Below are 20,427 nucleotides of genomic sequence, written 5' to 3'. Positions count from 1 at the left end.
CGCTACGACACCACCGACCGTCCCGCCTGGGCAGGATGTGCACCGGTGCCGGCGGGCCGGCCACGGGGACCGGCCCGCCGGCGGGAGCTCAGCCGGCCGGGTTCTCCGGCGCCCACGAGGTCGGGACCACCCGGACCGCGCCGGTCGAGGCCGAGGTCGCCATGTGTGCGTACGCACGCAACGCCTGGGACACGAAGCGCTCCCGGTTCTTGGGCTGCCACGGGTTCTCCGAGGCGTCCATCTTCGCGCGGCGCTCGGCCAGCACGTCGTCCGGGACGTTCAGGTGCAGGGCGCGCGAGTGGATGTCGATGACGATCTCGTCGCCGTCCTCGATCAGGCCGATCGAACCGCCGCGTGCGGCCTCCGGCGAGATGTGGCCCACCGACACCCCACTCGAGCCGCCGGAGAACCGGCCGTCGGTGATCAGTGCGCAGACCTTGCCCAGCCCCATGCCCTTGATGAACGAGGTCGGGTAGAGCATCTCCTGCATGCCCGGCCCACCGGTAGGGCCCTCGTAGCGGATGACCACCACGTGGCCCGGCTTGACCTTTTTGCCGAGGATGCCGTCGACGGCGTCCTCCTGGGACTCGAAGACGATGGCGGTGCCGGCGAAGTGGAAGAGCGACTCGTCGAAGCCGGCCGTCTTCACCACGCAGCCGTCCTCGGCGATGTTGCCGTGCAGCACCGCGAGCCCGCCGTCGACGGTGTAGGCGTGGGCGTGGTCGCGGATGCAGCCGCCCTCGGCGTCGACGTCGAGGGTGTCCCAGCGGTTGGCGGTGGAGAACGCCTCCACGGTCCGGACGCCGCCGGGGGCGGCATGGAACAGCTCCAACGCCCGCTCGGACGCCTTGCCACCGCGGACGTCCCACTCGTCCAGCCACGACTGCAGGTCGGGCGAGTGCACGGAGTGGACGGAGGTGTCGAGCAGCCCGGCGCGGTTGAGCTCACCCAGCAGCGCGGGGATGCCGCCCGCCCGGTGCACGTCCTCCATGTGGTAGTCGGGGTGGTTGGGAGCCACCTTCGACAGGCAGGGGACCTGCTTGGAGATGGCGTCGATGTCGGGCAGCGTGAAGTGGGTGTCGCCCTCGATCGCGGCGGCCAGGATGTGCAGCACCGTGTTGGTCGAGCCGCCCATCGCGACGTCCAGCGTCATCGCGTTGGCGAAGGCGGCCCGGTTGGCGATGTTGCGCGGCAGCACCGACTCGTCGTCGTCGTCGTAGTACCGCTTCGCGAGCTCCACGACGGTGGTGCCGGCCCGCAGGAACAGGTCCTTGCGGGCGACGTGGGTAGCCAGCGTGGAGCCGTTGCCGGGCAGCGACAGCCCGAGCGCCTCGGTGAGGCAGTTCATCGAATTGGCGGTGAACATGCCCGAGCACGAGCCGCAGGTCGGGCAGGCGGACCGCTCGACGGCGGCCAGAGACTCGTCGGAGACGGCCTCGGCGGCGGAGGCGTTGATCGCGGTGATGAGGTTGGTCGGGGTGTAGGCGACGCCGTCGGCGATGACCGCCTTGCCGGCTTCCATCGGGCCACCGGACACGAACACGACCGGGATGTTGAGCCGCAGCGCGGCCATCAGCATGCCGGGGGTGATCTTGTCGCAGTTGGAGATGCAGACCAGGGCGTCGGCGCAGTGCGCGTTGACCATGTACTCGACGGAGTCGGCGATCAGCTCGCGGGACGGCAGCGAGTAGAGCATGCCGCCGTGGCCCATCGCGATGCCGTCGTCGACGGCGATGGTGTTGAACTCCTTGGAGACCGCGCCGGCCTCCCGGATCGCGCCGGCGACCAGGTCGCCCATGTCCTTGAGGTGCACGTGGCCCGGCACGAACTGCGTGTAGGAGTTCGCGATCGCGACGATGGGTTTGCCGAAGTCGTTGTCGCCCATGCCGGTCGCACGCCAGAGGGCGCGGGCACCGGCCATGTTGCGGCCGTGGGTGGAGGTCCGGGAACGAAGGGCTGGCATGGGGACTCCTGAACAGAACGAGCGACGAGCGGGTGGAGCGGACGGCGACGGTCCGGGGCCGGGCGGGACACGGGGTGCGGTGCTCGTCAGGGTCCGGACACGGCACGGCGCCCGTTGGGGCGCACGCACGATGTCTGCCCAGCAGGTTACTCCGCCCGCGGGGCCCGCCGACCGGCGTCGTCGCTGCTCGCGGCGTGCGCGGCCGCCGTGGGCCCGGCCGGACCCGCGTCGGCGACCGTGCCGGAAGAGCCGGACGAGCCGTCCGTCGCCGCGTCGGCGGACTCGGGCCGGGCGTCGACGGGACCACCGGGCACCGTCTGCGGGTCCTGCGGATCCACGGCGTCCACCGGGGGCGTGGCCGGTGAGCTGCCGGTGTCGGCCGCCGCAGCCGCGCCCGCCTTCAGCGACGTGCTCGCCGACGAGGCGTCCGCGGCCTCCTCGGCCCGGGCGGCGGCGTCCTCCCCGAGGTACAGCCGGCCGCCGCTGACCTCGGCCAGTCGGCGCAGGTCACGCGGTCGCACCATCGGCAGCCGGATACGCCTGCCCTCCTGGGTCACCGCGATGGCCCACCGCGGCCCCTGGAACTCGAAGCCGTCCAGGTCCGCCCACGGGATCCGCCGGGTCCGCAGCGGCAGGTGCGCCTCGATCGTCCGGTCGTCGGCGACGGTACGGGTGATCAGCACCCACAGCAGCCCGTACAGGGGCAACAGATAGAGCGGGAGCGTCCACACGCTGGCCGCGGCGAGCGGCGTGGCGAAGACGAACAGGCCGAGCGGGATGAACAGTGCACTCGTCGGGAGTCGGAAGACGGCCTTGTCGGGTGCGGGCATGGCTCCATCTTGCCTGGCAGGAGACGGCCGCCGGGCGGTAGGACGGGCCGCGGGCGCCACCGCGTGGCCTTTTGACACCTGACGGCGCCGACCCCTACAGTGGTTTCCGTGCACAACCTGCTCCTCGTAATCATCTAGCGCGCCCCCGCGAACCACTCCGCGACGGCGCGCCACCCTCTCGTCCACCTCATCGGTGGCAGGGGGTTTTTTATTGCCCGGATTCCGGTCGCCAGGTGACCCCTGGAGCACCGGGACCACGAGAAGTCAGTAGTTCCACCAAGTGCCCGGACCGCGGTCCAGCGGTTCCGCCCGGGCACGCGAAGTCTCGAAGAAGGCATCATGACGCACAGCCGACCAGGGCCGGTCGTCCCCGCGACGGGGAACACCGCGGTCGCACCCCGCCCGGCACCCGCTCCCAGCGCGCCCGCAGCCCCCGTCGTCGAGCAGGTCACCGGGGCGCAGTCCGTGGTGCGATCCCTCGAGGAACTCGGTGTCGAGGTCGCGTTCGGCATCCCGGGTGGTGCGGTGCTGCCGCTCTACGACCCGCTGCTCGACTCGGTGAAGGTCCGCCACATCCTCGTCCGCCACGAGCAGGGTGCCGGCCACGCCGCGACGGGCTACGCCCAGGCCAACGGCCGCGTCGGCGTCTGCATCGCCACCTCCGGCCCGGGGGCCACCAACCTGGTCACCCCGCTGGCCGACGCCAACATGGACTCGGTCCCGATCGTCGCCATCACCGGTCAGGTGCCGCGCGGCTCGATCGGCACCGACGCCTTCCAGGAGGCCGACATCTGCGGCATCACGATGCCGGTCACCAAGCACAACTTCCTGGTCACCGATCCGGCGGAGATCCCGCGGATCCTGGCCCAGGCGTTCCACATCGCATCGACCGGTCGTCCCGGCCCGGTGCTCGTGGACATCCCCAAGGATGTCCTGCAGGCCAGCACCACCTTCAGCTGGCCGCAGGACATCGCCCTCCCCGGCTACCGGCCCGCGGTCCGACCGCACGGTGGTCAGATCGCCGCCGCGGCCAAGCTGATCGCCAGCGCCCGCCGCCCGGTGCTCTACGTGGGAGGCGGGGTCATCAAGGCCTCGGCCTGCGCGGAACTGCGTGAACTGGCCGAGGTCACCGGGATCCCCGTCGTCACCACCCTGATGGCGCTGGGGGCGTTCCCCGATTCACACGAGCAGCACCTCGGGATGCCCGGCATGCACGGCACGGTGGCCGCGGTCGCCGGCCTGCAGCGGGCGGACCTGATCATCGCGCTGGGGGCCAGGTTCGACGACCGGGTCACCGGGGCGCTCGCCTCGTTCGCACCGCTGGCCAAGGTGATCCACGCCGACATCGACCCGGCGGAGATCTCCAAGAACCGCATCGCCGACGTGCCGATCGTCGGTGACGCCCGCGACGTCATCGTGGAGCTCATCGCCGCCGTGCAGGCCGAGCAGAAATCCGGTGTGGTCGCCGATCTGACCGCCTGGTGGGCCGAGCTCGACGACCTGCGCGCGACCTTCCCGCTCGGATTCGACGAGCCCGAGGACGGCACCCTGGCCCCGCAGTACGTCATCGAGCGGCTCGGCGAGATCGCCGGGCCGGACGCCGTGTACTGCTCCGGCGTGGGCCAGCACCAGATGTGGTCGGCCCACTTCATCAAGTACGAGAACCCGCGCACCTGGCTCAACTCCGGCGGTCTGGGCACGATGGGCTACGCGGTGCCCGCCGCCATGGGGGCCAAGGTCGCCCGCCCGGACGCCGTGGTGTGGGCCGTCGACGGCGACGGCTGCTTCCAGATGACCAACCAGGAACTCGCCACCTGCGCGATCGAGGGCATCCCGGTCAAGATCGCCGTCATCAACAACGGCAACCTCGGCATGGTGCGCCAGTGGCAGACGCTGTTCTACGGCGAGCGCTACTCCAACACCGATCTCAACACCCACAAGTTGCGCATCCCGGACTTCAAGATGCTCGCCGAGGCCTACGGCTGTGTCGGGCTGCGCTGCGAGTCCAAGGAGGACGTGGACAAGGTGATCCACCAGGCGATGGCGATCAACGACCGCCCGGTGGTCATCGACTTCACCGTCGGCAAGGACGCCCAGGTCTGGCCGATGGTCGCCGCCGGTCTCGGCAACTCCGAGATCGAAGCCGCCCGCGGCATCAGGCCCCTGTTCGAGACGGGCGTGTGACGGCATGACCGGATCGCGTCACTCCTCCCTCCGTCCGGGCCTCGCTCGCTCTGCCGGTTCCCCGATCCCTCGCCTCCTGCGGACCCCGGTCGCCGGGGCTCCCTCGGGTCCTCGATCGGTCGTCATGTCCGGGCGCTCGCTCGGGTCCTCCTCCGATCGTCGGTTCCACGCATGAGCACCCACACCCTGTCCGTCCTGGTCGAGAACAAACCCGGTGTGCTGGCCCGGGTCTCGGCGCTGTTCTCCCGCCGTGGGTTCAACATCCACTCGCTGGCCGTGGGTCCCACCGAGAACCCCCTGGTCTCCCGGATGACGATCTCGGTGGAGGTGAGTGGCCTGCCGCTCGAGCAGGTCACCAAGCAGCTGAACAAGCTGATCAACGTGCTGAAGATCGTCGAGCTCAACGCCGACTCGTCGGTCCAACGCGAGCTGGTGCTCATCAAGCTGCGGGTCGACGCCGTCACCCGCGCGCAGGTGGTCACCATCGTGGAGATGTTCCGCGCGCACATCGTGGACGTCAGCCCGGACTCGATGACCATCGAGGTCACGGGCACCGCACCGAAACTCGACGCGTTCACCAAACTGCTCGAGCCCTTCGGCGTCCGCGAGACCGTCCAGTCCGGCATGGTGGCGCTCGGCCGGGGACCCCGGTCGATCACGTCGGCCGGCCGGGCGGACACCAACTAGCGCGACCAGGCTGTTCCCCGGGAGCGCGCGCTGCCGGGCATCCCCATCGACCTCCCCGACCCGGGGGAGGTCAGCACACGGAAGAAGGACTGCCACTTCATGGCTGCCGAAATTTTCTACGAGGACGATGCCGACCTGAGCCTGATCCAGGCCAAGAAGGTCGCCGTCATCGGTTACGGCTCGCAGGGCCACGCGCACGCGCTGAGCCTGCGTGACTCCGGCGTCGACGTCCGCGTCGGCCTCAAGGAGGGCTCGTCGTCGCGGGCGAAGGCCGCCGACGAGGGCCTGCGTGTCGTCACCCCCGCGGAGGCCGCCGCCGAGGCCGACGTCATCATGATCCTGACCCCGGACCACGTGCAGCGCCACGTGTACGCCGAGTCGATCGAGCCGCACCTGTCCGCCGGCAAGACCCTGGCCTTCGGCCACGGCTTCAACATCCGCTTCGGCTACATCAAGCCCCCGGCCGACGTCGACGTCATCATGATCGCCCCCAAGGGCCCCGGTCACCTGGTCCGTCGCGAGTTCGTCGACGGCAAGGGCGTGCCGGACCTGATCGCGATCGAGCAGGACGCCTCGGGCGACGCGCAGGCGCTGGCGCTGTCCTACGCCGCCGCCATCGGCGGGGCACGCGCGGGCGTGATCAAGACGACCTTCACCGAGGAGACCGAGACCGACCTGTTCGGTGAGCAGGCCGTCCTCTGCGGTGGCGTGTCCCGGCTCGTGCAGATCGGCTTCGAGACGCTGACCGAGGCCGGCTACCAGCCGGAGATCGCCTACTTCGAGTGCCTGCACGAGCTGAAGCTGATCGTGGACCTGATGTACGAGGGCGGCATCGCCAAGCAGCGCTGGTCGGTGTCGGACACCGCCGAGTACGGCGACTACGTCTCCGGCCCGCGGGTCATCGACGCGCACGTGAAGGAGAACATGCAGGCGGTCCTCAAGGACATCCAGACCGGCGTGTTCGCCGAGCGTTTCATCGCCGACCAGGACGCCGGCGCGCCGGAGTTCAAGGCGCGTCGTGCCGAGGAGGAGGCCCACCCGATCGAGGCCACCGGGCGTGAGCTGCGCAAGCTGATGAGCTGGGTCAAGGCCAAGGACGACTACCAGGGCACCGCGGCACGCTGATCTGGCGAGAACGGACGTCACGAGGCCCCGCCGGTCCGCCGACGGGGCCTCGTCGTCCGTCCGGGCCGGGCCTGCCCGGGTGCACAGAAGCCCAACGCAGGCGAGAGAGCCGACCCCGCAGGGTGGGCTTCGTGCCACTCGTTCGGCGTCCGTGGTCCCGGGGACCGGGCAGCGGTACGGGGCGCTACAGGTGCTTGGCGCCGACCCGGTCGAACCAGGCCCGCGACTGGGCGTTGAGCAGGAAGTACAGCACCAGGCCCGGGATGACGAACCCGGTCAGCGACCGGGCCTCGAAGTCACCGATGAGCGAGATCAGGTTGAGCACGATGCCGGCGCCGACCGCGATGGTCAGGATGCGGGCGTCCCGGCCGCTGAGCGCGGCGACGCCGCCCCAGATCAGGATCCCGCCGATGACCAGCAGCACGACGGCGATGACGGTGAACAACCCGCCCACCGCCACCAGCGAGCCGCCGACGAGGGCGGCGAGCCCGCCGAGGATGTAGATGCCGCCCCCGACGAAGGCCAGCACGGCCGCCGCGGTGACCATCCCGGGCCGCCGGTGCGGGTCGGTGCCGAAGCCGCCGGGTGCGTGGCCCTGCTGGGCAGGTCCGCCGGGCCCGCCGTAGGGGGCGGGTTGACCGTGGGGAACCCACGGGCCGGTGGGGGACCGGTCGGCTCCCGCGTAGGGCGCCGGGCCGGCGGGCGCCGCCGGATAGGTCGGTTCGTGTTGCGGGTACTGGCCGTTCGGCCCGTCGTACGGCGACTGTGACATGCGGAACTCCTCGGTGCGGCTGTCGATCAGGAGCGGTCGTCCACTCGGTGGCCAGGGTATTCGGGCGGCCCGGGCCGCGGGCGGGCTTCGCGGGATCGGCCCGCGGATCCGGCCCGCCGTCGACGGCGGACCCCGGCCGCGCGCCGGTGACCGGGTGGCCGTCGCTCACCGCGATCGTGCGTCCGGGGGCGGGATCGGCCGCCCGCCCGGTGCACGGTCGGGCGCGTCGGAGCTCCGGTTCCGCCGAGAACCAGTGACCGGGGCGTCACGATCTGCTGTTGTGTCACCCGGATGGCCGTATGCCGCTGCAGTTCGGAGGCACGCCGCGGGCTAGCATGGGGAAGCTGATCGCCGGTCGCGGTATCGGCTCGCGCCCGTCGCGTCGCGAGTTCCGGTGCGTGACCGGGTCCCCGGGTCCTCCGGGACGGTTCCGGCCTCCGGAGCCCGCCACCGGGGATCCGCCGTCCCTGTGTTCGTGTGTGACCGTGAGCCGGAGAGTGCCTTGTCGTTGCCTGTCGTACTGATCGCCGAAGAGCTGGCACCGTCCGCCATCGAGGAACTCGGGGACCAGGTCGAGGTCCGCCACGTCGACGGCGCCGACCGGGCCGCGTTGCTCCCGGCGCTCGCCGACGCCGACGCCGTCCTGATCCGCTCGTCCACCCGGATGGACGCCGAGGCCCTCGCCGCCGCGCCGAAGCTCAAGGTCATCGCCCGCGCGGGTGTCGGGTTGGACAACGTCGACGTCCCGGCGTCGACGTCCCGCGGCGTGCTGGTCGTCAACGCTCCACAGTCCAACATCGTCTCGGCCGCCGAGCAGGCGGTGGCGCTGCTGTTCGCGGTCGCCCGCCGCACCGCCGACGCCAACGCCTCCCTCCAGCAGGGCCTCTGGAAGCGCTCCGCCTACACCGGCGTCGAGATCGCCGAGAAGACCGTCGGCGTCGTCGGTTTCGGTCGCATCGGACAGCTCTTCGCCGCCCGGATGGCCGCTTTCGACACGACGATCATCGCCTACGACCCCTACCTGCAGCCGGCCCGCGCCGCCGCCCTGGGGGTCCAGCTGGTCGATCTGCCGACGCTGCTCGCACAGTCCGACATCATCTCCATCCACCTGCCGCGCACCAAGGAGACGCTGGGCCTCATCGGCGCCGAGGAGCTCCGGACGGTCAAGCCCGGGGTGATCATCGTCAACGCCGCCCGCGGCGGACTGATCGACGAGCAGGCCCTGGCCGACGCCGCCCGTGAGGGGCGCATCGGCGGCGCGGGCATCGACGTCTTCGTCACGGAACCGGCGACCGCCGACAACCCCCTGCTGGGCATCCGCAACGTCGTGGTGACCCCGCATCTCGGTGCGTCGACGCAGGAGGCGCAGGACAAGGCGGGGACGGCCGTGGCCCGCTCGGTGCGGCTGGCGCTGCGCGGTGACTTCGTGCCCGACGCCGTCAACGTCGCCGCCGCCGGTCCCGTCTCCGACGAGGTCCGCCCGTGGATCGGCCTGGTCTCCCGCCTCGGCCGGATTCTCACCGGAGTGGCGGGCGCGCTGCCGTCGGAGGTGACCGTCGAGGTCCGCGGAGACCTGGCAACACAGGACATCTCGATCCTGGAGCTGGCCGCGGTCCGCGGGGTGTTCGGCGACATCATCGACGAGGCGGTCACCTTCGTGAACGCACCGACCCTGGCCCAGGAGAACGGGCTCGCCCTCAGCAGCACCAAGACGGAGGAGATCGGCGACTACCGGTCGACCGTCACCCTGCGCGCGGCCATGCCGGGCGGCGAGCAGCGGACCGTGTCGGGCACCCTGTCGGGTGCGCAGCAGGTCGAGAAGCTGGTCGAGATCAACGGCCGGCACTTCGATCTCCGCGCCGCCGGCAATCTGCTGGTGGTCGCCTACCCCGACCGCCCGGGCGTCATGGGCAGCGTCGGCTCGCTGCTCGGCGACGCCGGCATCAACATCGAGGCCGCCCAGATCTCCCAGGAGATGGCCGGTCACGCGTCGATCATGGTGCTGCGGCTGGACGCCCTGCCGGGCGCCGACCTGCTGGCGGACCTGTCCGGTGCGGTCTCGGCCAGCGCCATCCGGGGAATCCCCCGGTGACCGCCCATGCGACGACGTGTCGCAGCATGAAGTGTCAGATGGTCGGTAAGAACTCTCGCGACAGGAGAAGTGCATGAAGCTGGCGGTCATCCCCGGAGACGGGATCGGGCCCGAGGTCGTCGCCGAGGGACTCAAGGTCCTCACCGGGGTCGTGCCCGACGTCGAGATCACCAGCTACGACCTCGGTGCGTCGCGGTGGCACCGCACCGGCGAGCTGCTGCCAGACTCGGTGCTGCGCGAGCTGAAGCAGGTCGACGCCATCCTGCTCGGCGCGGTCGGCGATCCGACGGTGCCGGCCGGCATCCTCGAGCGTGGACTGCTGCTGCGCCTGCGTTTCGAGCTCGACCACCACGTCAACCTGCGGCCGGCCCGGCTCTACCCGGGGGTCTCCGGCCCGCTGGCCGGCGACCAGGCCATCGACCTGGTGGTCGTCCGGGAGGGCACCGAGGGCCCGTACGTCGGCAACGGCGGGTTGCTGCGCAAGGACACCCCGCACGAGATCGCCACCGAGGTGTCGATCAACTCCTACTTCGGTGTGGAGCGGGTGGTCCGCGACGCCTTCGCCCGCGCCTCCCGCCGCGCCCGCAAGCACCTCACGCTGGTCCACAAGACCAACGTGCTGACCTACTCGGGACAGCTGTGGTCGCGGGTGGTCGAGGAGGTGTCCATGGAGTTCCAGGACATCACGGTCGCCTACTGCCACATCGACGCCGCGATGATCTACCTGGTCACCGATCCGGGCCGCTTCGACGTCATCGTCACCGACAACCTGTTCGGCGACATCCTGACCGACCTGGCGGCCGCGGTGTCGGGTGGCATCGGGCTCGCGGCGTCGGGCAACCTCGACGTCTCCCGGGCCAACCCGTCGATGTTCGAGCCGGTGCACGGCTCCGCACCCGACATCGCCGGCAGTGGCTCCGCCGATCCCACCGCGACGGTGCTGTCGGTGGCCCTGCTGCTGGACCACCTCGGGATGCCCGACTCGGCCCGCCGGGTCGAGGCCGCCGTCGCGTTCGACCTCGCCACCCGCCAGCCCGGGTCCACCGGCCGCACCTCCGCGATCGGCGACCGGCTCGCCGCGCTGGCCTCCAGCTGACACCGGGACCGCCGGCACCCCCGGCGGTCCCGCCCGCACCTCCCCGAGTCCGTCTGTGCAGAACGGCGTGTCGGAATGTCCAACCCACGAACGGTCGGGCCCGCGGTGACGTCGCCACCCGACGTGTCCGCCGGCCGGCCGGTCCGCCCGTCGCCGCTGGGCGACACCTTCCACCTGTACGACACCACCCTCCGTGACGGTGCCCAACGGCAGGGGATCAGCTACTCGGTGGCCGACAAGCTCGCCGCCGCCGGCCTGCTGGACCAGCTCGGGGTGGGCTTCATCGAGGGTGGCTGGCCGGGCGCGATGCCCAAGGACACCGAATTCTTCGCCCGCGCCGCCGAGGGCGAACTCGAGCTGCGCAGTGCCGCCCTCGTCGCCTTCGGGGCCACCCGCAAGGCGGGGGTGGCCGTCGCGGACGACCCGCAGGTCCGGGCGTTGCTGGACTCCCGGGCGCCGGTCGTGACCCTGGTGGCGAAGTCGGACCTGCGGCACGTCGAGCGGGCGTTGCGCACCACGCCGGAGGAGAACCTCGCGATGGTGGCCGACACCGTCGCCCACCTGGTCGCCCACGGCCGACGGGTGTTCCTCGACTGCGAGCACTTCTTCGACGGCTACGCCTTCGATGCCGACTACGGGGTGCGGGTGCTGGATGCGGCGGTGCGCGCGGGCGCCGACGTCGGAGTCCTGTGCGACACCAACGGCGGGATGCTGCCGTTCCAGATCGAGACCGTCGTGCGGGAGGTGCTCGCCCGCACCGGCTTCCGGATCGGCATCCACTGCCAGGACGACACCGGCTGCGCCGTCGCCAACACGCTCGCCGCGGTGCACGCCGGTGCGACGCACGCCCAGTGCACCGCCAACGGCTACGGGGAGCGCGCCGGCAACGCCGACCTCTTCGCGGTCACCGGGTCCCTGGTCACCAAGCTCGACCTGCCGGTGCTGCCGGAGGGTGCGTTGGTGGAGATGATGCGCATCTCGCACGCGCTGGCGGAGCTGGCCAACATCGCTCCGGACGACCACCAGGCCTACGTCGGGTCCTCGGTGTTCGCGCACAAGGCGGGACTGCACGCCAGTGCCATCAAGGTGGGTCCGGAGCTGTACAACCACCTCGACCCCGGACTCGTCGGCAACGACATGCACATCCTGGTCACCGAGATGGCCGGCCGCGCGTCGATCGAACTCAAGGCCGCCGAGCTGGGTATCGACCTCGCCACCCATCCCGGGGTCGTCACCGCGGTGGTGCAGACGGTGAAGGAGCGGGAGAGCCAGGGGTGGTCGTACGAGGCCGCCGACGCGTCGTTCGCGGTGCTCGTGCAGCGCGAGCTCGCGGCGGCCGCGGCCGGTGACGGGGTACCGGTGCCCTCGCCGTTCGAGATCGAGTCGTACCGGGTCATCGTCGACGGCGAGCAGCCGGTCGCGGTGGCCGCCGACGACGGGGTGGTGCTGCGGACCGACACCCGCGCCGAGGCCACCGTCCGGGTCCGGACCGCCGGTCGCCGGGTGATCGCCACCGCCGAGGGCAACGGACCGGTGAACGCACTGGATTCGGCGCTGCGGCAGGCGTTGTCGAGCCAGTTCCCGGTGTTGGACGACGTCGGACTCGTGGACTACAAGGTGCGCATCCTGGGCGGCAACGCCGGTACCGAGGCCGTGACCCGGGTTCTGGTCACCTCGCAGCGGGGCGCCGCCCAGTGGACCACCGTCGGGGTGCACCCCAACGTCATCGAGGCGTCGTGGCTGGCGCTCGTCGACTCGCTTCGGTACGCCATCGGCGCATCCTGAGTAGGGTCAGCGCCCGGAACGACCGCTCCGTCTGCACACGATCACCTGAGAGGTAACCCCATGCGCCTGGGTCGCATCGCCCATCCCGAGGGCCTGGCCTTCGTGGCCATCGAGGACTCCGCCACCGGCCCGATCGTCCGCGAGATCAAGGACCACCCCTTCGGCGATCCCGAGTTCTCCGGCCGCAGTTGGCCGTTGGCCGACGTCCGGCTGCTCGCCCCGATCCTGCCGTCCAAGATCGTCGCGGTCGGCCGCAACTACGCCGATCACGCCGCCGAGATGGGCAACACCGTGCCCGACGAGCCGGTCATCTTCCTCAAGCCGTCGACCTCGGTGATCGGGCCGAACGCCCGGATCCTGCTGCCGCCGTCGTCGGCGCGGGTGGATTACGAGGGGGAGCTGGCCGTGGTGATCGGCCGGCCCGCCCGCGAGGTGCGTGCCGAGAACGCCGCGTCGGTGATCCTCGGGTACACCGTCGCCAACGACGTGACCGCCCGCGACCTGCAGAAGCTCGACGTGCAGTTCACCCGCGGCAAGGGTTTCAACACCTTCTGCCCCATCGGCCCGTGGATCGAGACCGACCTCGATCCCTCCGATCTCGCCGTCCGGACCGAGCTCGACGGCGAGGTCAGGCAGGACGGCCACACCGGCGACATGGTGCACACCGTCGGCGCCATCATCGAGTTCGTCTCCGAGATCATGGATCTGCTGCCCGGCGACGTCATCCTCACCGGGACCCCGGCCGGCGTCGGCCCGATGGAGGCCGGCCAGACCGTCTCGGTCACCGTCGAGGGCATCGGCACGTTGACCAACCCGGTGGCCTACCGCTGATCCCGCGGCCGGGCGTGGACGGCGGGGCGGCGGATTAGGCTGGGTGGGCCATGGATTCCACACCCACGCCTCCCGCCCCCGCCGCCGCCCACCCGCTGACCGCCCGGCCGTCCCGACCGGTGGTCGCGCGGTTCTGCCCGTCGCCCACCGGCACCCCGCACGTCGGGATGGCCCGCACCGCCCTGTTCAACTGGGCGTTCGCGCGTCACCACGGCGGCACCCTGGTCTTCCGCATCGAGGACACCGACGCCGCGCGCAACACCGAGGAGTCCTACGCGGCGCTGCTGGACTCGATGCAGTGGCTGGGCCTGGACTGGGACGAGGGCCCACTCGTCGGTGGTCCGCACGGGCCGTACCGGCAGAGCGAGCGCGCGGAGATCCACCGCGACGTGGCCGCCCGGCTGCTCGCCGCGGGTCACCTGTACGAGTCCTACTCCACGGCCGACGAGGTCACCGCCCGGCACGTCGCGGCCGGCCGCGACCCCAAGCTCGGCTACGACAACTACGACCGCGACGCCCCTCTGGAGTTCGTCAAGGCCGCGATCGATGCGGGCCGCCCGGCCGTGCTGCGGCTGCGGATGCCCGACGGCGACCACTCCTGGACCGACCTGGTCCGCGGCCCGATCACCTTCCCGGCGGGCTCGGTCCCCGATCCGGTGATGGTGCGCGGCAACGGCGAGCCGCTCTACACGCTGGTGAACCCGGTCGACGACGCCCTGATGGGCATCACCCACGTGCTGCGCGGCGAGGACCTGCTGCCGTCCACCCCGCGCCAGATCGCGCTGTACGCCGCGTTGGCCGACATCGGGGTCGGTACCGGCACCCCCGAGTTCGGTCACCTGCCGTTCGTCATGGGTGCGGGCAACAAGAAGCTCTCCAAGCGCGACCCGGAGTCCAGCCTCTTCCACCACCGAGACGCCGGCTTCGTCCGCGAGGGCATGGTGAACTACCTGGCGCTACTGGGCTTCTCACTCGGCGACGACCGCGACATCTTCTCGCCGGAGGACCTGGTCGCCGCCTTCGACATCGCGCGGGTGCAGCCCAACCCGGCCCGGTTCGACCAGAAGAAGGCCGAGGCGATCAACGCCGCGCACATCCGGCTGTTGGCCCCCGACGACTTCGCCGGGCGGTTGGTGCCCTACCTGCAGGCCCGCGGCTCCCTGCCGGTGGAGCCGTCGGCCGCCGATCTGGCCCTGGTCGCCGAGGCGGCGCCGCTGGTGCAGGAGCGGTCCAACCTGATGGTGGACGCGGCCACCATGCTGGACTTCCTCTTCACCCCGGAGTTCACCGTCGTCCCGGCGGCGGCCGCGAAGGCGCTCACCGCGGCGTCGGTGCCGGTGCTGGAGGCGACCATCACCGCCTTGAGCGGGCTGACGGAGTTCGAGCCGGGAGCCATCGAAGCCGCCCTGCGGCACGCCCTGATCGACACCCTGCAGCTCAAGCCCCGGGTGGCCTTCACCGCGGTCCGGGTGGCCGCCACCGGCAGCACGGTGTCGCCGCCCCTGTACGAGTCGCTGGCGCTGCTGGGCCGGGACAGGACCCTGGAGCGGCTCGGCGCCGGGCTGGCCCTGGCCCAGGCGGCGTGAGCGGGCCGGCTCCCGCCGGCCTCGGCGGCGTCCGGGCGGTGCTGTTCGACATCGACGACACCCTGGTCGACTTCGCGGCGTCGGCCGCCGCGGGGCTGGTGCAGCTGCTCGGTCCGGACGCCGCCGCCCGCGACGGGCTGTCCGACACCTGGCACACGCTCACCGAGCGGCACTACCCGCGCTTTCTGGCCGGCGAGGTGCCGTTCACGCAGATGCAGATCGACCGGATGGTGGAGCTGCTGACCTGGGCCGGGCTCCCCGTCCCGGACCGGGACGGGTTGCTCGCCCTGGAGGAACGCCGTCAGCAGGAGATGACCCGCCACTACCGGCTCTTCGACGACGTCCGTCCGTGCCTGGAGGCGCTCGGGGACCACCGGAGGGGCGTGGTGTCCAACAGCGACGGCCCGCACCAGCGGGCCAAGCTGGCGTCGGTGGGGCTCGCCGACGCGTTCGAGGTGGTGGTCATCTCCGGTGAGGTCGGTCACCCCAAACCCGACGCGCGGATCTTCCGGGAGGCCTGCCGGCGCCTCGCCCTCCCCCCGGCCGCCGTGGCCTACGTCGGGGACCGCCTCGACGTGGACGCCCACGGTGCCGCGGCGGCCGGGCTGCACGGCGTCTGGCTCGATCGCGGTACCCGCGCGGACGCCGGGGCCCGCCCGCCGGCGGCGGTCGGTCCGGACGCGCCGCCGGTGACGGTGATCACCGGTCTGGACGAGCTGCCCGGATTGCTGGCACCGGCCTGACCTGCGGATTCGGTCGTTCCGGGGAGGAGCGGGTAGAGTATTCACCCGTGCCTGTAGGGCACACAGAAGTACGCTGAAGTGGCTGTGGAAGTGGTTCGGGAGCAGTGCGGTGGAGCTCCCGGAGGACGTCCGGAGCAGTTCGGTGGGGTATGGTGTAATTGGCAACACTAGGGATTCTGATTCCCTCATTCTAGGTTCGAGTCCTAGTACCCCAGCGGTATCCGGTAGTGTTCGTTCCTGGCTCCGGCCGGGACGAAGACGTCCGGACGTACCACGCTCCACCTGCATGGCCCCGTCGTCTAGCGGCCTAGGACGCTGCCCTCTCACGGCGGTAACGAGGGTTCGAATCCCTTCGGGGCTACACCGACAGCAGACCCCCGGACTCCGGTCCGGGGGTCTGCTGCGGTTTCGCCTCACGACGTCCGCCCCGCCCCCCGCCCCGCCGCGCTCGTCCGTGGCCGCAGTGGCATCGGCGGCGAGCGGCGCGGCCGCCGTGGGCCGGGCGGGGTGCTCCTGATCGGCGCACCGGTCGCCGGCGCGGTGGTTCCGGTGGGGAGCGTCGTGGTCGGTGCGTTCGGCGGCGGTCAGGTCCGCCGCCCACCGGTGGTCTCGGGCCCGGGTACGTCCGGTTCAGAGCGCCGCGGTGAGTTCGGCGGCGGCGGCGGTCGGGTCGGCCGCCCACCGCGGGTCTCGGGCCCGGGTACGTCCGGTTCAGAGCGCCGCGGTGAGTTCGGCGGCGGCGGCGGTCAGGTCCGCCGCCCACCGGTCGCCGGGCCGGCGACTGATCCGGTCCACGGGCCCGGAGACCGACACGGCCGCGATCACGCCGCCCCGGGCGTCCCACACCGGCGCCGACACGCTGGCCACGCCGGGTTCACGCTCCGCGACGGACTCCGCCCACCCGAGCCGGCGGACGTCGGCCAGTGCCCGCTCGGAGAACGGCCCCTCGCCGTTCCCGGGCCGGGCCGGCGCCCACGCGGACAGCACCTTCGCGGCCGATCCCGCGTGCATCGGCAGCACCGAGCCGAGCGGCACGGTGTCGCGCAGGCCGGAACGCGGCTCGGCCACCGCGACGCAGATGCGGCTGGGTCCGTCCGCCCGGTACAGCTGCACGCTCTCGCCGGTCAGGTCGCGCAGCTCCGGCAGCACCCGCGCCGCCGCCGCCAGCAACGGGTCCGGCGCGGTGGCCGCCAGCGTCGCCACCAGTGGGCCGGTACGCCACCGTCCCTCCCCGTCCCGGGCCAGCAGCCCGTGGCCCTCCAGGCCCACGGCCAGCCGGTGCGCCGTCGCGCGGGGCATCCCCGTGGCCTCGCAGAGCCCGGCCAGGCCCAGCGGTGCGCCGGCCACCGCCCGGAGGACCGCCACGGCTTTGTCGAGCACGCCGATGCCGCTAGAGTGTTCCATGATGCGATACTAGGATCCCACATCCTGAGAAGTCCAATGCGGGAGAACGACCTCCGGACCGCCGACCGGGCCCGCCGGCGACGCTCGGGCGATCCGGGTGCGCCTCGCCGCAGTCCGCCGTGTCCCACCGCGTTACGAAGAGGGTGAATCAGTCATGGGTCTGACGATGGCCGAGAAGGTCTGGAACGCACATGTCGTCCATCGGGCGGAGGGCGAACCCGATCTGCTGTACATCGACCTGCACCTCATCCACGAGGTGACCAGCCCGCAGGCCTTCGAGGGTCTGCGGCTCGCCGGCCGCCCGGTCCGCCGCCCCGACCTGACCGTGGCCACCGAGGACCACAACGTGCCGACGGTGGACATCCTGGCCCCCATCGCCGATCAGGTCTCCCGGCTCCAGGTCGACACGCTGCGCGCCAACTGCGCGGAGTTCGGCGTGACCCTGTACCCGATGGGTGACGCCGAGCAGGGCATCGTCCACGTGGTGGGCCCGCAGCGCGGTCTGACCCAGCCGGGCATGACCATCGTGTGCGGCGACTCGCACACGTCCACCCACGGGGCGTTCGGCGCGCTGGCGTTCGGCATCGGGACGAGCGAGGTGGAGCACGTGATGGCCACCCAGACGCTGCCGCTGAACCCGTTCAGGACGATGGCCATCACCGTCGACGGTGAGCTCGCCGAGGGCGTCAGCGCCAAGGACATCATCCTGGCCGTCATCGCCAGGATCGGCACCGGCGGTGGGCAGGGGTACGTGCTCGAGTACCGCGGGTCGGCCATCCGGGCGCTGTCCATGGAGGCCCGGATGACCATCTGCAACATGAGCATCGAGGCGGGCGCGCGGGCGGGGATGATCGCGCCGGACGAGACCACCTACGCCTACATGCAGGGGCGCGAGCACGCGCCCACCGGCGCGGACTGGGATGCCGCCGTGGAGTACTGGTCGTCGCTGCGATCCGACGAGGACGCGGTCTTCGACGCCGAGGTCGTGCTGGACGCCGACACCCTCACCCCGTTCGTCACCTGGGGCACCAACCCGGGCCAGGGGCTGCCGTTGGGCGACCGGGTGCCCGACCCGGCCGATGTCGCCGACGACGGCGAACGGCTCACGGTCGAGAAGGCCCTGGAGTACATGGACCTCACCCCGGGGACGCCGCTGCGCGAGATCGCGGTGGACACCGTCTTCCTCGGATCCTGCACCAACAGCCGGATGGCGGACCTGCGGATCGCCGCGGACATCCTGCGGGGGCGGCGGATCGCGGAGTCGGTGCGGATGCTGGTCGTGCCGGGGTCGATGCGGGTCAAGCTCGAGGCCGAGGCCGAGGGGCTGGACAAGGTCTTCACCGACTTCGGGGCGGAGTGGCGCAACGCCGGCTGCTCGATGTGCCTGGGGATGAACCCCGACCAGCTGGCCCCGGGGGAGCGGTGCGCCTCGACGTCCAACCGGAACTTCGAGGGGCGTCAGGGCAAAGGTGGCCGCACCCACCTGGTCTCGCCGCACGTGGCGGCGGCGACCGCGGTGCTGGGCACCCTCGCCTCGCCCGCCGATCTGCCGCCGGTGCCCGCGCTCGTCTGAGCCGGTTCCGGCCCCGACGGCGGGCCACCCCGCCACGTCCGGCGTCCGCGCCGCCCCCGCGTCCCTCCGTTCACGCAAAGGACACCCCATGCAGGCCTTCACCTCCCACACCGGCGTCGGCATCCCGCTGCGCCGCAGCAACGTCGACACCGACCAGATCATCCCGGCCGTCTACCTCAAGCGGATCACCCGCACCGGGTTCGAGGACGGCCTCTTCAGCGCCTGGCGCAACGACCCCACCTTCGTGCTCAACCAGCCGGCCTACAGCGCCGGATCCGTCCTCGTCGCCGGTCCCGACTTCGGCACCGGATCCTCACGGGAGCACGCGGTCTGGGCCCTGCTCGACTACGGCATCCGCGTGGTCGTGTCGTCCAAGTTCGCCGACATCTTCCGGGGGAACTCGGGCAAGGGCGGCCTGGTCGCCGCGCAGGTCGAGCAGGACCAGGTCGAGCTGCTGTGGAAGCTGCTGGAGAACCAGCCCGGCACCGCGGTGGACGTCGACCTGGAGACCCAGACCATCGTGGCCGGATCACTCACGATCGGTTTCCAGATCGATCCGTACATCAAGTGGCGGCTGCTCAACGGGCTGGACGACATCGCCCTGACCCTGCGCCACGCCGACGAGATCGACGTCTTCGAAGCGCGCCGGCCGGCCTTCCTGCCGACGACCGCCTGAACCGGCCCGCGGCGGGCCGGGCACTGTGGGGAGTGCCCGGCCGCCACGAGAACCTCTGTGAGACAAATGATCTCATAGGCGGGCGGACCGGGGGCGGAGCTCCGGGGAGGTGCACCGGGTCGCTCCGAGACCGGGGAAGTGGTCCGAGATCCCGGTGACCGCAACGGCTTTGTCGCGTGCCACCCTGGATTTTTCCACCCGATCGGCCTACCGTGGGCGACCAGTCGGCCCTCTGTTACTCCGCCGGGCCGGGACGTCCTGGGAGGGACCCGTGAACAAGACCGACCTCATCACCAGTCTGACCGAACGACTGGAGGGCGACCGCAAGACGGCGCAGGCCGCCGTCGAAGGCGTCATCGACCTCATCCAGCGCACCGTGCACGCCGGCGAGACGGTCTCCATCTCCGGCTTCGGGGTGTTCGAGAAGCGTGCCCGGGCGGCGCGTACCGCCCGCAACCCGCGCACCGGCCAGGCGGTGAAGGTCAAGAAGACCACCATCCCCGCGTTCCGCCCGGGCAAGTACTTCAAGGACGTCGTCGCCGGCACCGTCAAGCTGCCCAAGGCGGTCCCCGGTGCGGCCCCGCTGACCGCCCGGGCCGCCGCCGCCGCCGCGAAGAGCGCCCCGGCGCGCGGGGCCGCGCGTTCCACCGCCAGCACCGCCGCTACCGCCGCGAAGGCGCCCGCCACCCGGGCCGCGGCCACCAGGACGACCGCGACGCCGAAGACGGCGGCGGCGAAGGCCGCTCCGGCGGCGAAGGCCGCGACGAAGACGGCGGCGGCGAAGGCGCCCGCCGCGACGAAGACGGCTGCCGCTCCGAAGACGGCGGCGGCGAAGGCCGCTCCGGCGGCGAAGGCCGCACCGAAGACGGCGGCGGCGAAGGCGCCCGCCGCGACGAAGACGGCTGCCGCTCCGAAGACGGCCGCAGCCAAGGCCGCTCCGGCCGCCAAGGCCGCGCCGAAGACCGCCGCGGCGAAGACGCCGGCCGCCAAGGCCACCACCCGCAAGACCGCCGCGAAGAAGTAGCCGGCCGGCCGGGGACGTCCGCGTCCCCGGCCGCCCGCCCGCAGGCCTGACGCCCG

General features: G+C 71.8%; 16 protein-coding genes and 2 tRNA genes. 14 read left to right on the top strand and 4 right to left on the bottom strand.

What is annotated here, in order from left to right:
- Positions 1–88 precede the first annotated feature (88 nt).
- Positions 89–1,963 (bottom strand): dihydroxy-acid dehydratase, encoded by a 1,875-nt coding sequence (gene ilvD / locus DB033_RS08575; RefSeq protein ID WP_111766308.1) that lies wholly within the window; start codon positions 1,961–1,963, stop codon positions 89–91.
- 146 nt (positions 1,964–2,109) lie between these two features.
- Positions 2,110–2,793 (bottom strand): PH domain-containing protein, encoded by a 684-nt coding sequence (locus DB033_RS08570; RefSeq protein WP_111766307.1) that lies wholly within the window; start codon positions 2,791–2,793, stop codon positions 2,110–2,112.
- Positions 2,794–3,132: 339 nt separating this feature from the next.
- On the opposite strand from DB033_RS08570, the gene DB033_RS08565 reads away from it, so the two are divergent.
- From DB033_RS08565 to ilvC, 3 genes are all read left to right on the top strand, one after another.
- On the top strand, positions 3,133–4,977 hold the full coding sequence (locus DB033_RS08565) for an acetolactate synthase large subunit (protein WP_111766306.1): 1,845 nt from the start codon (positions 3,133–3,135) through the stop codon (positions 4,975–4,977).
- A gap of 171 nt (positions 4,978–5,148) precedes the next feature.
- Positions 5,149–5,664 carry an acetolactate synthase small subunit gene (gene ilvN / locus DB033_RS08560; RefSeq protein ID WP_111766305.1) on the top strand — a complete coding sequence of 172 codons (516 nt, stop codon included), beginning with the start codon at positions 5,149–5,151 and terminating at the stop codon, positions 5,662–5,664.
- A gap of 99 nt (positions 5,665–5,763) precedes the next feature.
- Positions 5,764–6,789, top strand: coding sequence for a ketol-acid reductoisomerase (ilvC, locus tag DB033_RS08555; RefSeq protein WP_111766304.1), 1,026 nt, complete (start codon positions 5,764–5,766; stop codon positions 6,787–6,789).
- A gap of 184 nt (positions 6,790–6,973) precedes the next feature.
- On the opposite strand, the gene DB033_RS08550 is transcribed toward ilvC, so the two are convergent.
- Positions 6,974–7,561, bottom strand: coding sequence for a hypothetical protein (locus tag DB033_RS08550; RefSeq protein WP_111766303.1), 588 nt, complete (start codon positions 7,559–7,561; stop codon positions 6,974–6,976).
- A 508-nt stretch (positions 7,562–8,069) separates the two neighbouring features.
- Between DB033_RS08550 and serA the strand changes: the two genes are divergently transcribed.
- The 8 genes from serA (at position 8,070) to DB033_RS08515 (ending at position 16,055) form a co-directional block, all read left to right on the top strand.
- Positions 8,070–9,653 carry a phosphoglycerate dehydrogenase gene (gene serA / locus DB033_RS08545; RefSeq protein ID WP_111767349.1) on the top strand — a complete coding sequence of 528 codons (1,584 nt, stop codon included), beginning with the start codon at positions 8,070–8,072 and terminating at the stop codon, positions 9,651–9,653.
- Positions 9,654–9,726: 73 nt separating this feature from the next.
- Positions 9,727–10,749: a 3-isopropylmalate dehydrogenase gene (locus tag DB033_RS08540; RefSeq protein ID WP_111766302.1), complete on the top strand. Its 1,023-nt coding sequence runs from the start codon at positions 9,727–9,729 to the stop codon at positions 10,747–10,749.
- A gap of 105 nt (positions 10,750–10,854) precedes the next feature.
- On the top strand, positions 10,855–12,534 hold the full coding sequence (gene cimA, locus DB033_RS08535; protein ID WP_240615799.1) for a citramalate synthase: 1,680 nt from the start codon (positions 10,855–10,857) through the stop codon (positions 12,532–12,534).
- Between the two features lie 60 nt (positions 12,535–12,594).
- Entirely contained in the window at positions 12,595–13,365 is a 771-nt protein-coding gene (locus DB033_RS08530; protein WP_111766300.1) for a fumarylacetoacetate hydrolase family protein, read from the top strand.
- 50 nt (positions 13,366–13,415) lie between these two features.
- Entirely contained in the window at positions 13,416–14,951 is a 1,536-nt protein-coding gene (gltX, locus tag DB033_RS08525; protein ID WP_157970585.1) for a glutamate--tRNA ligase, read from the top strand.
- Positions 14,948–15,694, top strand: a complete 747-nt coding sequence (locus tag DB033_RS20640; RefSeq protein WP_157970584.1) for an HAD family hydrolase — start codon at positions 14,948–14,950, stop codon at positions 15,692–15,694. Before gltX ends, DB033_RS20640 begins: the two co-directional genes overlap by 4 nt.
- Before the next feature lie 143 nt (positions 15,695–15,837).
- Positions 15,838–15,909, top strand: a tRNA-Gln gene (locus tag DB033_RS08520).
- Positions 15,910–15,982: 73 nt separating this feature from the next.
- Positions 15,983–16,055: transfer RNA gene (locus tag DB033_RS08515), tRNA-Glu, on the top strand.
- A gap of 350 nt (positions 16,056–16,405) precedes the next feature.
- Here the strand turns inward: DB033_RS08515 and DB033_RS08510 are convergent.
- The gene (locus tag DB033_RS08510; protein ID WP_111766299.1) at positions 16,406–17,098 is read right to left on the bottom strand and encodes an IclR family transcriptional regulator; all 693 of its coding nucleotides are present in this window, start codon (positions 17,096–17,098) and stop codon (positions 16,406–16,408) included.
- A 154-nt stretch (positions 17,099–17,252) separates the two neighbouring features.
- Here DB033_RS08510 and leuC point away from each other — a divergent pair, with 154 nt between their 5' ends.
- From leuC to DB033_RS08495, 3 genes are all read left to right on the top strand, one after another.
- The gene (gene leuC / locus DB033_RS08505) at positions 17,253–18,671 is read left to right on the top strand and encodes a 3-isopropylmalate dehydratase large subunit (RefSeq protein WP_111766298.1); all 1,419 of its coding nucleotides are present in this window, start codon (positions 17,253–17,255) and stop codon (positions 18,669–18,671) included.
- 88 nt (positions 18,672–18,759) lie between these two features.
- Positions 18,760–19,347 carry a 3-isopropylmalate dehydratase small subunit gene (leuD, locus tag DB033_RS08500; protein WP_111766297.1) on the top strand — a complete coding sequence of 196 codons (588 nt, stop codon included), beginning with the start codon at positions 18,760–18,762 and terminating at the stop codon, positions 19,345–19,347.
- A gap of 271 nt (positions 19,348–19,618) precedes the next feature.
- Positions 19,619–20,371: an HU family DNA-binding protein gene (locus DB033_RS08495; protein WP_111766296.1), complete on the top strand. Its 753-nt coding sequence runs from the start codon at positions 19,619–19,621 to the stop codon at positions 20,369–20,371.
- Positions 20,372–20,427 lie beyond the last annotated feature (56 nt).

Source organism: Nakamurella deserti (assembly GCF_003260015.1).
Lineage (GTDB): Bacteria > Actinomycetota > Actinomycetes > Mycobacteriales > Nakamurellaceae > Nakamurella > Nakamurella deserti.
The sequence above is the reverse complement of the archived record's forward strand: the minus strand, read 5'-3'. Positions and strand labels throughout refer to the sequence as shown.